We start from the raw sequence: 17,370 nt of genomic DNA, 5'->3' as shown, positions 1-17,370 counted from the left end.
AGGGGGTATACGCATACCAATCAGTCGGCTTATACTGGGCGCGGTCGGGTCTGGAGGCAAGTGATGACCGTTCCGCGACCGCAGTTCCTGCCCGACCAGGGATCGGGTGGGGACGCCGAGCCAAACGTGTCGGTCACTCAGCCGGTGCCGCTGTCCGCGGGGCAGCGGGGGCTGTGGCTGGCGCAGCAATTGAGCCCGGATGTGCCGATATGTGAGGCACAGTATCTCGAGTTCCATGGGGATCTGGATCTCGACTTACTTCGCAAGGTTTCGATTCAAGCAGGCCACGAATGCCAATCGGGGTATATGCGGCTGCTAGAGATCGACGGTGAGCCGTATCAGTTGTTCGACCCGTCGCTGGATTCGACGGGGCCGCTCATCGATATGCGTGGTGAACCGGACCCCATGACGGCGGCCTTGCAGTGGATGCACCGGCAGTACACCTCGCCTATGGATATGACCCGAGACCGGTTGCTGACATGGGTGATGTTGCAGGTCGGGGATCGGCATTTCCTGTGGTACCTCAAGGGCCACCACGTCGCAGGGGACGGCTACGCCGCGATGACGGTAATGAACCGGGTCGCGGCGCTGTACACAGCGGCGGTGCAGGGCCGGACAGCGGAGCCGAACCGGGCGGCAGACCTGCGCACCCTCTACGAGGCCGATCGCAGTTACCGGGAGTCCAAGCGATTCACCAGCGACCAAGCATATTGGCTGGACAGGCTCGCCGACGTCGAGGACGAGTCCAGCCTGGCCGACGGATACGCACCCGCACGCGCGGACAGTGTCGTGGCAAAAGCCGAACTGCCCACCGAGACGGTAGGGCGGATCGATCATTCCGCGGAGGCGTTGGAGGCGAGCCCGGCCGCGGTGGTGATCGCCGCATTCGGAAGCTATCTGGCCCGTATGACCGGCCGGGACAAGGTCCTGGTCAATATCCCCGTATCGGGTCGTACCACGGCGGTGCTGCGACGGTCCGCTGGAGTCTTCGTCAACGTTGTGCCGCTTCCGATTACGCTCGGTACGGGCGACACGATCGCGACGCTGGTGCGACGCGTGCAGTCCGACCTGATCGGCGCGTTGCGGCACCAGCGGTGCGGCCTCACCGACATTCGCGCCGCCGCGGGACACAACGGGCAGCGGCGTTTCGCGGGCCCGGTGGTGAATGTCATGTTCTTCCCCCAGGAGCTCCGGCTCGGGTCGATGACCGCGGAATTCCATATCCTCAGCTCCGGGCCGGTCGAAGATTTGCTGGTCGACCTGTACCAGGCCGGAGACCCGCCGCAAACGATCCTCCACTTCATGGCCAATCCCAACCTCTACACCGGCCCCGAATTGTCGGCGCATTACACCAGATTCGTGCAGTTCCTCGATGCGTTCGCCGCCGCCGCACCGGACACCGATCTCGGGCAGGTCCACCCCGACAGTGCCCGCCACGGCGCGGAGGCACGGCGCCGCCGCGAGAACCTGGCGTTCTGGCAAGCCACGCTCGCGGACCTTCCTGAGGAGCTCCCTCTGCCGGTTGACAGGCCGCGGCCGACGGTGCTGTCGAATCGGGGTGCCACCCTCGGCTACACGGTGGGTGCCGAGTTGGTTCGGGCATTGGAAAGGTTTGCACGGCAACGTGGTTCGCCACTGTTCATGGTGATTCATGGTGCGTTGGCAGTCCTGCTCGCCCGCTTGAGCGGTTCGACCGACATTCCGATCGGCACGCGGGTCGCCGTACGCCGTGCGTCCGAACTCGACGACGTGGTCGATATGTTCGTCAACACCCTGGTGTTGCGGACCGAGGTCGATCTCGACGAGTCGTTCACCGACCTGCTCGGCCGAATCAGGCAGATCGATCTGGATGCCTTCGGACACGCCGACGTGCCGTTCGAGCAATTGGTGGACCAACTCGCTCCCCACCGGTCCCAGTCCCGGCACCCGATGTTCCAGGTGATGCTGGCTTTCCAGAATCCGGACCGGGTGGCGCCGGAGTTGCCCGCTCTGGATGCGTCGGTGGTCGACCTGCCCGACGAGGTGTCTCGTTTCGACCTACAGATCGTGATGTCGGACGATCATGACAGTGGCGGCATGGCGGTAGCGGTCACCTATGCCACCGATGTGTTCGATGCCGCGACGATCGATTCTTTCGCACACCGGTGGATCCGGATACTCGAGTCGATAGCTACCGATCCCACCGTTGCGGCTGGGGGCATCGAGGTGCTCGAGCCTGCTGAGCGAGCCGATCTGCTGTCACGCTCTGGTGCACCCACGGCGGCGCCCACTACTTTGGCTGACTTGTTGACCGCGGCAGCCGCAAGGGATCCCCACGCCACGGCGATCGTTTTCGAGGGGCAGCAGCTGAGCTATCGGGAAATGGACGAGCGTTCGAATCGGTTGGCCCGGCTGCTGATTCAGCGAGGTGTCGGCCCGGAAGATGTCGTCGCGATCGGCATCCCGCGCTCTCCGGATTCGGTTCTCGCGGTATGGGCGGTCGCCAAGTCGGGTGCTGCGTTCCTTCCGATCGACCCGACCTATCCCGCCGAACGCATCACCCACATGGTGACCGATTCCAAGGCGGCGATCGGTCTGACGGTGGCATCCGCGCGAACGCAATTACCCGATGACATCGACTGGTTGATACTCGAGGACCTCGACGAGGCCGAGACCCGCCCCGTCACCGACGGTGACCGGGTACGCCCGCTGCGTGTCGATGACGTCGCCTATGTCATCTACACCTCCGGATCGACCGGACTACCCAAAGGCGTCGCGGTCACCCACCGCGGCCTCGGCAACTGCGCCATCGTGCACCGCGATGCCATGGGCATCGAATCCGATTCTCGTATAGTGCATTTGGCTTCGCCGAGCTTCGATGTGTCGGTACTGGAATTGCTGTTGGCGTTGTGCGCGGGTGCGATCATGGTCATCGCGCCCAGCGATGTCTACGGCGGCGACGAACTCGGCGAACTGCTCGACCGCGAGCATGTCAGTCATGTCCTGATCCCGCCGACGACGTTGTCCACGATCGACCGCACCCGTTGGCCGCTACCGGATTTGAGATACCTGCTGGTCGGCGGCGAGGGCTACGGCACCGAGTTGGTCGAGCGATGGAGCGACGACGGCCGGAACATATTCAACGAATACGGGCCTACCGAGGCCACCATTGCCGTGACGCTGACTTCCCCATTGGTGGCGGGTGAGTTGGTCACGATCGGTGGCCCGATTCGCGGTGTCTCGCAATGGGTGCTGGATCCGCGGCTGCAACCGGTGCCCGTTGGCGTGGCGGGTGAGTTGTATGTCGCGGGTGGTCTGCTGGCCCGCGGATATCATCGCCGGACAGCTTTGACGGCCGAGCGTTTCGTAGCGTGTCCTTGGGCGCCCGGCGAGCGGATGTATCGCACGGGGGACGTGGTCCGGTGGACAGCCGATGGAGCGATCCAGCATCTCGGCCGGTCGGATTTCCAGGTGAAGATTCGTGGGCTGCGTATCGAACTCGGCGAGATCGATGCGACTCTCGCCACCCATGAGAGCGTCGGTTTCGCCGTGACCATCGGCCACCGCAACGATTCCGGGACCGAGTCGCTGGCTTCGTATGTTGTTGCCGCGTCCGGTGGTTCGATCGATACCACGATCCTGACCGAGTACCTGGCCGACCGGTTGCCGTCCTATATGGTCCCGTCCGCGATCATGGTGCTGGAGCGGATCCCCTTGACGCCGGTGGGCAAAGTGGACCGCAAGGCGCTACCGGATCCGGTATTCACCGACTACCAGGTGTTCCGAGCACCCCGGACAGCACTCGAACGCACGATCGCCAGATCATTCGCCGAGGTTTTGAAAATCGATACCGTCGGCCTCGACGATTCGTTCTTCGCCCTCGGCGGGGACAGCGTGGTCGCGATCCGGGTTGCCGCGCGACTCGGGGCCGCGCTGGATACCGAAATTCCGGTGCGGCTGTTGTTCGAGGCGCCCACGGTAGCGGCACTCGCTACCCGCATAGAACAGCATTCCGGCACGAGGCGACAACGCCCACCGCTCATCGCCGGGCCGCGCCCGGATCTCGTGCCCTTGGCACCTGCCCAACAACGGATGTGGTTCTTCAACCAGTACGACACCAGCTCGGGGACATACAACGTGCCGATCGCCATTCGGTTGCGTGGCGAGTTGAATGTCGACGCCCTGCGATCGGCCATGGTCGACGTGCTGCGCAGGCACGAATCTTTGCGGACGCGGTACCCGGACCACGACGGAATGCTGATCCAGCTCATCGAACCCGCCGACCAGATAGACCCCGAGCTGGCCCTGGTATCGGTTCCGCCGAGCCAATTGGACGCAGCGGTAACCGAATTCGTCACCGAGGGCTTCGATGTGAGCACCCGGGCGCCGGTCCGCGCCCGATTGTTCCGCGCTGCCGGTAGCGAGGACCCCGAATACCTGCTGGCCGTCGTGGTGCACCACATCGCCGCGGACGGTTTCTCGATGACACCACTGGCCCGCGACGTGACGACCGCGTACACCACGCGGGTCCGCGGAGAAGTCCCTTCGTGGACACCGCTGCCGATCCAGTACGCGGATTACGCACTGTGGCAACGAGCTACCCTCGGCTCGCCCGACGATCCGGAATCGCTGGGCGCCCAGCAGATCCGGTACTGGACCGAAGCCCTGGACGGAGTTGCCGAAGAACTTCGTTTGCCGACCGACAGGCCACGGCCGGTGGTGGCGTCCAATCGGGGTGCCACCATCGACTACACCTTGGATGCCGAGTTGGTGCGTGCGTTGGAAAGCTTTGCGCGGCAACGTAGTTCGTCGCTGTTCATGGTGATCCACGGCGCGCTGGCGGTCCTGCTCGCCCGGCTGAGCGGTACCACCGATATTCCGATCGGCACACCGATCGCCGGACGAGGCGCGGCCGAACTCGACGATGTGATTGGCATGTTCGTCAACACCCTGGTGTTGCGGACCGAGGTCGATCTCGACGAGTCGTTCACCGACCTGCTCGGCCGAATCAGGCAGATCGATCTGGATGCCTTCGGACACGCCGACGTGCCGTTCGAGCAACTGGTGGACCAACTCGCTCCCCACCGGTCCCAGTCCCGGCACCCGATGTTCCAGGTGATGCTGGCATTCCAGAACCTGGAACAGGTGAAGCTCGAACTGCCCGGTCTCGAGGTATCGGTGGTCGACCTCCCCAACGAAGTGTCTCGTTTCGACCTGCAGGTCGTACTGTCGGACAACCACAACGGTGGCGAGATGGCGGTAGCGGTCACCTACGCCACGGATCTGTTCGACGCCGCGACGATCGACTCTCTCGCACACCGGTGGATCCGGGTACTGGAGTCGGTGGCCACCGATCCCACGGTCCCGGTCGGGATGATCGAGGTGCTCGAGCCCGCCGAACGTGCTGATCTGTTGTCGCGCTCCGGTGCGCCCGCAGCGACGCCCGCCACACTGGCCGACCTGTTGACCGCGGCAGCCGCACGGGATCCCCACGCCACGGCGATCGTTTTCGAGGGGCAGCAGCTGAGCTATCGAGAGCTGAACGAGCGTTCGAATCGGTTGGCTCGGACACTGATTCAGCGAGGTGTCGGCCCGGAAGATGTCGTCGCGATCGGCATGCCACGCTCCCCCGATTCCATACTCGCGGTATGGGCCGTCGCAAAGTCGGGCGCTGCTTTCCTGCCGATCGACCCGACCAATCCCGTCGAACGCATCACCCACATGGTGACCGATTCCAAGGCGGCGATCGGTCTGACGGTGGCATCCGCGCGAACGCAATTACCCGACGACATCGACTGGTTGACACCGGAGGACCTGCCCGAGGCCGAAAACCGCCCCGTCACCGATAGCGACCGGGTACGCCCGCTGCGTATCGACGACATCGCCTACGTCCTCTACACCTCCGGATCGACCGGACTACCCAAAGGCGTCGCGGTCACCCACCGCGGACTCCGCAACTGCGCCACCGTGCACCGGCATGGCATGCGAATCGCATCGGGTTCTCGCGTTCTGCATCTGGCTTCGCCGAGCTTCGATGTGGCGGTACTGGAATTACTGGACGCGGTGTACTGGGTCGCGACCATGGTCATCGCGCCCAGCGATGTCTACGGCGGCGACGAACTCGCCGAACTACTCGAGCGCGAGCACGTCAGTCACGTCCTGATCACACCTTCGGCGTTGTCCACTATCGACCACACCCGTTGGCCGCTACCGGATTTGAGAAACCTACTGGTCGGCGGCGAGGACTGCGGCAGCAAGTTGGTCGAGCGATGGAGCGACTACGGCCGGAGCATGGTCAACGAATACGGGCCTACCGAGACCACTATCGCCGCGACGCTGACCTCCCCATTGACGGCAGGCGAACCGGTCACCATCGGTACCCCGATTCGCGGTGCCTCCGCGTGGGTGCTCGATCAACGACTACAACCCGTAGCAGTCGGCGTGACAGGCGAATTGTATATCGCGGGCGCCTTGCTGGCCCGCGGATACCACCGCCGGGCGGGGCTGACCGCCGCGCGTTTCATAGCATGCCCATGGGCGCCCGGCGAACGCATGTACCGCACCGGAGACTTGGTCCGATGGACGGCCCACGGAGCGATCGAACATCTCGGCCGGTCGGATTTCCAGGTCAAGATTCGTGGTCTGCGCATCGAGCTCGGGGAGATCGATGCGTCGCTCGCCGCCCATGAAACCGTCGATTTCGCCGCAACGATCGGTCACCGCAGCGATTCCGGGACCCAGTCGCTGGTTTCGTATGTTGTTGCCGCGCCTGGTAACTCGATCGATACCACGATCATGACCGAGTACCTCACCGGCCGGTTGCCGTCCTATATGGTCCCGTCCTCGATCATGGTGCTGGAGCGGATTCCCTTGACACCCGCGGGCAAGCTGGATCGCAAGGCGCTGCCGGATCCGGTATTCACCGGCAACAAGGCGTTCCGAGCACCCGAGACACCGCTCGAACGCACGATCGCCGAATCGTTCTCCGGTGTACTGGGTATCGACACGGTCGGCCTCGATGATTCGTTCTTCGCCCTCGGCGGCGACAGCATCATGTCGATCCAGCTGGTCACCCGGGCCAGGGCGGCGGGTGTGGTGTTCTCCGCGCGCGACGTGTTCGAGCGCAAAACGGTTGCCGGGCTGGCCCAGATCGCCGTCCGCGACAGCACCGCGGCGACCTCCCTTCCGAAAGAACTGCCCGGCGGGGGTGTCGGGCCGATACCGCTGACGCCGATCATGCGACGGCTGATCGAACGCGCGGAGTCGGGGTTCGGCCGCTTCTCGCAGGCAGTGGTGCTGGCTCCGCCTGCGGGGATCGACCAGCAGAGGCTGGCGGCCACGGTGCAGGCGGTACTCGATCGGCACGACATGCTGCGCGCGCGGCTGCGCCGGGGCGCCGAGGGGAGCTGGACGTGGGAGGTGCTGCCGGTCGGGAAGATTCGCGCCGACGACGTCGTCCACCGGGTCGCGATGGAGGGGAAGCCGGGCAGCGTCGAGTTCCGTGCGTCGGCGGCGGCGGAATTGGATGCCGCCGCAGACCGGCTCGATCCGGGCGCCGGGATCGTGATGCAGGTGGTCTGGTTCGATCCGGTCGACGCGGCAGAACCGGGCAGAGTGCTTGTGCTGGTGCATCATTCGGCGATCGACAGCGCGTCCTGGCGGGTGCTGGTTGTGGACTTCGCGGGCGCATGGGCGCGGATCGAGTCCGGCGAGCCACCCGATCCGGCCCCGGTCGGGACATCGATGCGCAGGTGGGCGCACGGGTTGGTCGAGGCAGCCCAGCGCCCGGAGCGGGCCGCCGAGCTCGACTTGTGGCAGGCGATGGCAACCGGGGACGATCCGGTGATCGGGTCCCGGCCCCTCGACCCCGCGATCGATGTTGCTGCCACGGCCCGCACGGTCGAGGTCGACGTGCCCCCCGAGGTGACCGAGGCGCTGTTGACAGACGTGCCCGCGGCATTCCACGGCAATGTGGGCGACGGGCTGCTGGCCGCGCTGGCGGTAGCGGTGACGAAGTGGCGGCGCGAGCGTCGAACGGAAGCCTTCGGCGGCCCGCTCGCGGACGTGGTGATCGGTCTCGAAGGGCACGGCCGTGCGGAAGGTACCGTCCCGGGCTCGGATCTCACCCGGACGGTCGGCTGGTTCTCCACGAGTTTTCCGATGCGCCTGGATCTGTCGGGCATCGATCTCGACGACGCGTGCACCGGTGGGCCGGCTGTGGAGGCAGCGGTCAAGTCCGTCAAGGAACAGCTGCGCGCTGTCCCGGACCACGGAATCGGCTACGGCTTGTTGCGGTATCTCAACGAGGACACCGGACCGATACTCGGGACGCTGCCGACGCCGCAGATCGCGTTCGACTACGTCTCCACGAAGATTCCCGAAGGAACGCAGTCGGCCGGATGGATGCGGGTGGGCGACGACCTCGCGGGTGCCGAACTCGCCGGTGTGCAGAATCCGGATATGCCGGTGTCGGCGGTGCTCGACATCACGGCCTTCACCCTCGACGATGCGGGCAGGCCGCGGTTGCGGGCGATCTGGTCGTATCCCGCCGGGGTACTCACCGTCGACGAGGTGCGCGAGGTGGCGGAGTCGTGGCGCCGGGTCTTGACCACGTTGGCGAGACATGTCCATCGCGCCGGTGCCGGGGGACGGACGCCATCGGATCTGGATCTGGTCAGGCTCGGGCAGCCCGAGATCGAGCGACTCGAAGACAGCTATCCGGCGTTGAGCGACGTCTGGCCATTGACTCCGTTGCAGGAGGGGTTGCTGTTCCATGCGCTGGTGTCCGAGGAGTCGATGGACGCCTACCTGGTGCAGTTGGTCCTCGAGCTGCGTGGGCGGGTCGACCCGGAGCGGCTGCGCCGAGCCGGGCAGGTGCTGCTCGACCGGCATGCGAATCTGCGCACCGCATTCGTCACCGACACCGCCGCCGGACCGGTGCAGGTGGTCAACGAAAACGTCGAGGTCCCCTGGTCGGAGCTCGACCTGTCCGGGCTGGAGGACGGTGCACGGAATCGCGAGTGGGATCGACTGATGGCCGCGGACCGGGCGGCCCGGTTCGACCCGGCTCGCGCCCCGCTGCTCCGCTGGATGCTGGTCACCACGGGGCCCGAGCACTACCGGCTGGTGCTGACCAATCATCACCTGCTGCTCGACGGCTGGTCGACGCCACTGCTCCTGAAGGAGTTCCTGATCCTCTATGCCACCGACGGCGACGCCGCGATCCTGCCCCGCATACGTCCCTACCGGGACTTCCTGGCGGAGATCGTCAAGCGGGACCCGGCCGCGTCGCTCGACGCCTGGGCCCGCGCGTTCGACGGCGCCGACGGGCCGACCCTGGTGGCTCCGGCCGATCCCGGCCGCCCCTACACCGAATCACGTGAGGTACACGGCGAACTGACCGAGGAACAGACCGCGTCGCTGGCAGGCATGGCGCGGGCCCGTGGCGTCACCCTCAACACTGTGATCCAGATGGCATGGGCGATCGTGTTGGGCGCGTTCACATCCCGGGAGGATGTGACGTTCGGCGCCACGGTGTCCGGACGGCCTCCACAGATCGCGGGCATCGAGTCGATGATCGGGCTGTTCATCAACACACTGCCGGTGCGCGTCCGTCTCGATCCCGCCGAGAGCTTGGGGCAGCTGCTCGACCGAATCCAGGCGGAGCAGGCCGGGCTGCTCGATCACCACTACGTGGGTCTGACCGACATCGAGCGGGTGGCCGGGCCCGCGGCGGTATTCGACACGATCACGGTGTTCGAGTCCTTCCCGATCGATCGCGGCGGGCTGACCGCGGACACCGATATCGCCGGCATGCGGCTGCTCGACGTGACCGGCACCGACGGCGCGCACTATCCACTGGGAGTGGTCGCGCGGGTCGACACGCAACTGCACGTCGAAATCAAGTATCTGCCCGAACTCTTCGACCAGGACACGATGGATGCGACCCTGCGGAGGGTCCTGCGCGTCATCGGCGTCATTGCCGCCGACCCGGATCTGCCGCTGGCGCGACTGGATCTGCTCTCCCCGGCGGAACACCGGGAGTTGACGCCGGTTTCGGGCGACCCGGCGGTGCCGGAGCAGGTGTTGCCAGAGTTGTTGGCGGCGGCGGTGGAGAGGGATCCGGGGGCGGTCGCGGTGGTATGCGGGGATCGGTGGTGGACGTACGGCGAGCTGGATGCGGAGTCGAATCGGTTGGCCCGATTGTTGATCGGTCGGGGTGTGGGGCCGGAAGCGAGTGTCGCGGTGGGATTGCCGCGGTCGATCGATTCGGTGCTGGCGGTGTGGGCGGTGGCCAAGTCGGGGGCAGCGTTCGTGCCGGTGGACCCGCAGTACCCAGCCAGTCGGATCGAGCACATGCTCACCGATTCGGGTGTGGCGGTAGGAATCACACGGTCGGAGTGGCGAGACCGGCTGCCTGGGCCGGTGCCGTGGTTGATCCTGGACGAGTCGGCTGTCGAAGCGGAGGCCGCCGGGTTGCCGGCGGTGCCGGTGACCGATGCGGAGCGAACATCGCCGGTCCGGGTCGACAGTGCGGCGTACGTGATCTACACGTCCGGCTCGACAGGTGTGCCGAAGGGTGTGGTGGTGTCGCATCGAGGGCTGGCGAATCTGGTGGCCGAACAATGTTCGCGGTTGAACATCGGGCCGAGCGCGCGGGTGCTGCATTTCGCGTCTCCCAGTTTCGATGCGGCGGTCTTCGAACACATGTGGGCGCTCGCGACGGGTGGGCGGCTGGTGATTGTGCCCCCGACCGTCTACGGCGGGGGCGAGCTGGCGCAGATCCTGTTGCGCACGAAGGTGACCCATGCCGCGCTGACGCCCACGGCCTTGGGGACGGTCGATCCCGACGGGCTCGAGGACCTCGGGACCGTCGTGGTCGGTGGCGAGGCGCCCTCACCCAAACTGGTGTCGCGGTGGGCACCGGGCCGGAGATTCTTCAACGCCTACGGTCCAGCGGAGGCCACGATCATGACCGATGCGGGTGCGCCGATGGTGGCAGGTGAGGCGGTGACGATCGGCGGCCCGACCCGCGGGGTCGGTCAGGTCGTGCTCGACGCATGGTTGCGGCCGGTGCCGGTCGGGGTCGTGGGAGAGTTGTATCTGGCGGGCCCGGGTCTGGCTCGCGGTTACCGCAACGGGTTGGGTCTGACGGCGTCGCGGTTCGTCGCCGATCCGTTCGCAGGTCCGGGGCAGCGCATGTATCGGACCGGTGACCTGATGCGGTGGCTGCGGCTGCCGGACGGGACTCTGGCGCTCGACTACGTGGGCCGGTCGGATTTCCAGGTCAAGGTTCGTGGTTTCCGCATCGAGCTCGGCGAGGTCGAATCGGCTCTGGTGGCCTGCCCGGGTGTGGCCCGTGCAGTGGCGACCGTGCACCGGGACCCCGCTACTGGCGCCCGGTTGATCGGGTATGTGGTGCCCGAGCACGGCTCCGATCTCGACGCGCCCGCGGTCCTCGCGTTCGCCGCGGAGCGGTTGGCCTCGCACATGGTGCCCGCGACCGTGATGGTGCTCGACGCGCTGCCTGCGACGGCGAACGGCAAGCTCGACCGCGACGCTCTGCCCGAGCCGGACTTCACCACGGGCCGAGCCGAATTCCGGGCACCGGCCACCGAAGTGGAGACGACGCTGGCGGAACTGTTCGCCGAGGTATTGGGTATCGACACGGTCGGCGCCGACGATTCGTTCTTCGCCCTTGGCGGCGACAGCATCATGTCGATCCAGTTGGTGACGCGAGCCAGGTCGGCGGGTGTGGTGTTCTCCGCGCGCGAGGTGTTCGAGCGTAAGACGGTTGCCGGGCTGGCCGAGATCGCCGTTCTCGACGACAGCGCCGCGGCGACTTCCCTTCCGGCGGAACTGCCCGGCGGGGGTGTGGGACCGGTACCGGTGACGCCGATCATGTGGTGGATGATCGAGCGCGGCGGCTTCGACCGCTTCTGCCAGTGGGTGATGCTCACTCTGCCAACCGGTATCGACGCCACCGGAATCGGTGCCACCGTCCAGGCGGTGATCGATCACCACGACATGCTGCGAGCTCGACTACAGCCGGAACCCGCGCACACCTCGGGGTGGACGCTACGGGTGCAACCGACCGCGATGCCCGCCGCCGGGCTGGTCCGGCGCGTGCCGGTGGATGTGGCACCGGACAGCAGCGCCTTCGCGGCGCTCGCCGACGCCGAGGCGAACGCGGCGGCCGAACGCCTCGACCCCGCAGCCGGAGTCGTGCTGCAGCTGGTCTGGTTCGACTGGGCCGGACAGCCGGGACGGCTGCTCGTCGTCGCGCACCACCTGGTGATCGACGGCGTGTCGTGGCGGATCCTCATCCCCGATTTCGCCGCGGCGTGGGCCCAGCTGAGTGCCGGGCAACGGCCACGGCTCGCGCCCGTCGGCACCTCGATGCGACGCTGGGCGCATGCTCTGCACACCGCGGCCGGGAGCCTCGACGAACTCGACTGGTGGCGGTCCACTCTCGCCGCCGACGATCCGCCGATCGCCCGCCCGATCGACCCGGTCGTGGACGTGCAAGCTACCGTCGCCACCGTCGAGGTGGCGCTCCCTACCGCGGTGACCCGCGCCGTACTCACCACCCTGCCCCGGGCGTTCCACGGCAACGTGGACGACGCCCTGGTGGCCGGGCTCGCGCTGGCGCTGACTCGATGGCGGCGCCGCCACGGCGACACCGTCACCGAGACGCTGCTCACCCTCGAAAGCCACGGCCGCCACGACACGGTGCTCCCCGGCGCCGACCTCACCCGCACCATCGGATGGTTCACCACCACCTACCCCGTCCGGCTCGACCTGTCGGACATCGACATCGACGACGCCTTCGCCGCCGGGGGTGCCGCCGCAGCGGTCGTCAAGTCGGTCAAGGAACAGCTCCGGCAGGTCCCCAACCACGGGATCGGCTATGGGCTGCTGCGCCACCTCAACACCGATACCACCCGCATCCTGCGTGAACTGCCCACCCCCCAGGTGAGTTTCAACTATCTCGGTCGGCTCGACACCACTCCCGCAGTGGTGCGCGACATCGGGTGGATGCCCGTCGGCGACGGCCCCGAGGGCGGCAGCGTCCAGAATCCCGACGCACCAGTCGCAGCCCTGCTGGGCATCAACGCGGTCACCATCGATACATCGGACGGGCCTACCCTGACCGCCGCCTGGGAGTATCCGACCGGCCTGCTCACCTCCTCCGAGGTCACCGACCTCGCGGGACTGTGGCGCGACGCGGTGACCGCTCTGGCCGCACACGCGTCCCGCCCCGGCGCAGGCGGGCTCACCCCCTCCGACGTCGACCTCGTCGACCTCGACCAAGGCGCGATCGACCGGCTCGAGACCGGACGTCCGACACTGGACGACATCTGGCCACTCACGCCGCTGCAGTCAGGGTTGATGTTCCACGCCCAGCTCGCCGACGGCACCCTCGACGCCTACATGGTGCAACTCTGTCTGGAACTCGGCGGGCGCGTCGACACGGACCGGCTGCGCCGCGCCGCGCAGGCTCTCATCGGACGGCACCCGAACCTGCGGACCGCGTTCGTGCGCGACGGCGCACGCGAAGCGGTCCAGGTGGTACACCAGCACATCGACGTGCCGTTCACCGAGATCGACCTGGCCGGGCGCGACGACACGGAAGCTGCGCTCGAACAGCTCATGGACACCGACCGCCGCGCATGCTTCGACGTGACCGCGGCGCCGCTGCTGCGACTCACCCTGATCAACACCGGGCCCCGGCAGTATCGGCTGCTGTTGAGCATGCATCACATCCTGATAGACGGCTGGTCCACGCCACTGCTGATCCGGGAACTGCTGACCCTCTACGCCGGCGACAGCGACCCCACGGTGTTGCCCCCGGTGCGTCCCTACCGCGACTACCTGAGGTGGCTGAACACCCAGGACCGGGACGCGGCGGAAGCCGCGTGGGCGCGGACATTCGAGGGCACGACCGAGCCGACTCTGCTGGCGCCCGCGGACCGCGGCCGCCGCCCCACCATCGCCGCGCGCGAAGTCCAGGTGCAGCTGAGCCAGCAGCGCACCGCGGCCCTCGTCGCGGTGGCCCATCGACACGAGGCCACCCTCAACACCCTCATCGAAGCCGCCTGGGCGATCGTGCTCGCTACCTCGACCGCCCGCGAGGACGTGGTCTTCGGCACCACCGTCTCCGGGCGTCCGGCGCAGATCTCCGGCATCGAATCGATGATCGGGCTGTTCGTCAATACCGTGCCCGTCCGGATCCGGCTCGATCATCGCGAAACCCTGGCCCAGCTACTCCGGCGAATCCAAACCGAACAAGCCTCGCTGCTCGACCATCACCACCTCGGGCTCGCCCAGATCCAGCGCGTGGCCGGTCCCGGCGCGATGTTCGACACCGTGACCGTCCTCGAGTCCTACCCGGTCGACCGGGCCGGGCTGTCCGAAGACACCGACATCGCGGGCATGCATGTCCTCGACGTGCACGGACGCGACGCCGCGCACTATCCGCTCGGCCTGGTCGTCCACCAGGACGCCCGAGTGCACCTGACCTTCAAATACCTGCCGGAACTGTTCACACAACACCAGATCGACGCCATCGCCGACCGAATGCTGCGAGTGCTCGGCACCATCGCCGAACACATCGACCTCCCGCTGACCCAGCTGCAGCTGCTGTCGCCGGTCGAACGAGCCACGCTGGTGCCCGTTCGCGGCCGGCCCGGCGCGGTGATGTCGGTATTGCCGCAGGTGTTGACGGCCGCAATGACTCCGGACACGGAAGCGGTGGTCTGCGACGGCGTAAGACTGTCCTACCGCGAACTCGATGAGACCTCGAATCGGTGGGCGCGGGTACTGATCGAGACAGGAATAGGACCGGAATCGTTGGTAGCCATAGCGTTACCGCGCTCCATCGACGCCGTGATCGCCGTCTGGGCGGTCGCCAAATCCGGTGGCGCGTTCGTCCAGATCGACCCCACCCATCCCCGGGACCGGATCGCCAGCATGCTCACCGATTCCGGTGCCGCCGTAGGGCTCACACTCGGGATCCACCGAGACCAGCTGCCGGACACCACCGGATGGCTCGCCCTCGACGACCCTTCCTTCGCCGCGAAGACAGCGTCGGCGTCTCCCGCCGCGATCACCGACCACGACCGCACGACCACGCTACGGCCACACCACCCGGCCTACCTGATGTACACCTCGGGCTCCACCGGGATTCCCAAAGGTGTCGTGGTCACCCACAGCGGGATAGCGGACCTTGCCGCCGAAACACGGGAACGGTTCGGCCTCACCCCGGCCGCACGAGTGCTGGGCGCCGCTGCACTGACCTTCGACGTCTCGGTCCTCGAATTGCTCAGCGCCGCAGCCGCAGGCGCCACACTGGTCCTCGCACCCGCAGCGGTAGTCGCGGGCACCGAACTGGCCGAGGTGATCGAAGCCGGAAACGTCACCCATGCCGCCTTCACCCCGACAGTGCTCGCATCGCTGCCCCCCAATGAACTCGACACCCTCGGCACCCTGATGGTCGGCGGCGAGATATGCCCACCGGATCTGGCAGAACAGTGGATACCGGGCCGGACGGTGATCAGCTCCTACGGGGCTACCGAATCCACCGTCATGAGCTGCGCCGGCGCACCATGGACCACCAACGGTCCGATAACAATCGGCGGCCCGACCCGCGGATTCACCGCCGTCGTACTCGACCGCAGACTACGCCCCGTCCCACCCGGAGTAGTCGGCGAACTGTACGTGTCCGGACCGGGCCTCGCCCGCGGCTACCACAAGCAATTCGCAACCACAGCATCCCGATTCGTCCCCGACCCCTATGGGCCGCCCGGGACACGGATGTACCGCACCGGCGACCTGGTCACCTGGACCGCCGACCGAACGCTGCAATACCAGGGCCGCAGCGACCTCCAACTCAAGATCCACGGCCACCGCATCGAACGCGGCGACATCGAAGCCGCGCTACGCAGCCACCCCGACATCACCCACGCCGCCGTCACGATCCACACCCAACCCAACGGCACCGACCAACTCACCGGCTACGTCGTACCCACCCCGGACACCGCATCCGACACCCTCGCACTGACCACCTACCTCGCGACCCGGCTACCCACCCACATGATCCCGACCACGATCCTCACCCTCGACCGGATCCCCCTCACCTCCACCGGCAAACTCGACTACAAAGCCCTGCCGGCACCCGACCGGCGACACTCCCGATTCCGGCCGCCGTCCACCCCGCTCGAGGCCACGGTCTGCGACGCCTTCACCCGGACTCTCGACATCGAACCAGTCGGCGTCGACGATGGCTTCTTCGCCCTCGGCGGCAACTCGCTGGCCGCCACCCAACTGGTGGCGCGGCTGGAGGAATCGACCGGTGCCACGGTGCCGATTCAGTGGGTATTCACCGACCCGACACCGCAATTGCTGGCCCGCCGCGTCGACACCCGCCTGCGCGGCCTCGACGAACAGGATCCCCGCGACGCACTGTCGGTCCTGCTCCCGCTGCGTGCCGCCGGCGCCGACCCACCACTGTTCTGCGTCCACCCGGCCATCGGATTGGCCTGGGGTTTCAGCGGACTCGTGCAACACCTCGACCCCGACCGTCCCGTCCAAGGACTGCAATCCCCGACGCTGACCGACCCCACCGCGCGGTTCGATACGCTGGACCAACTCGCCGCCCGCTACGTACGGGAGATCCGGTCCGTCCAGCCGCACGGCCCTTACCACTTGCTCGGCTACTCGCTCGGCGGCACCATCGCCCACGCGATCGCCGTCCAGCTCCGCCGCGACGGTGACCATGTCGCGACCCTGGCCATGATGGACACCCGAGTCGTCACCGACCGCAGCGTCAGCACTCCCACACCCACCACCGTGGACTTGCTGACCGAGTTCGGCGGCCTCGCTGCTTCCGAGCTCCCCGCCGACCTCACCTTCGAGGTCGCGGCCGAGTTGCTGCACCGGCAGGGCGGCCTCTTCACCGCCCTGACCCCCGAGCATCTCGTGACCTTGCACCGCGACTACACCCGGCTCGTCGACCTCACCCGGAACCACCGGCCGGCATCCTTCGACGGTGACCTGATCTACTTCAGCTCCATCGCGGACCACAGAGACGACGGCCCCCCTCCGGCTCTCGCATGGAACAACCACATCACCGGCCGTATCACCGAACACCGCATTCCGGCCCGGCACGAACGGATGACCGACCCGGACGCACTCCGCGCAATCGGACTCGTCCTCACCGAGCACTTCCGGTCCACCGATACCCCCACGCCGCAGGCCCTCGCCCCGGCGAGGACAAGCCGATCGTGGTCCGGACACGCTCCGCGGCGGACCGCCCATTCCGACGCTCCCGCCGATCACCGGACAGGCGACTGACCGGAGTCCATGCAAATCCATTGCCCTCGATCTGCG

The 17,370-nt window shown here is 67.0% G+C and carries 1 protein-coding gene; it reads left to right on the top strand.

Features of this window, described 5'->3' with window-relative positions; all coding sequences use genetic code 11:
* Nucleotides 1–63: 63 nt before the first annotated feature.
* Complete coding sequence (locus tag ACRWNM_RS21000; protein ID WP_431969748.1) at nucleotides 64–17,334, top strand: amino acid adenylation domain-containing protein; 17,271 nt, start codon at nucleotides 64–66, stop codon at nucleotides 17,332–17,334.
* Nucleotides 17,335–17,370 lie beyond the last annotated feature (36 nt).

Origin of the sequence: Nocardia sp. bgisy134 (assembly GCF_965341865.1) — a bacterium.
Lineage (GTDB): Bacteria > Actinomycetota > Actinomycetes > Mycobacteriales > Mycobacteriaceae > Nocardia.
Note: the sequence above shows the minus strand (reverse complement) of the source record. Positions and strands in the feature narration are given on the sequence as shown.

What these genes read in the sequence shown, in the direction of transcription:
- ACRWNM_RS21000 (WP_431969748.1), top strand. Translation starts at nt 64, where the DNA reads ATGACCGTTCCGCGACCGCAGTTCCTGCCCGACCAGGGATCGGGTGGG.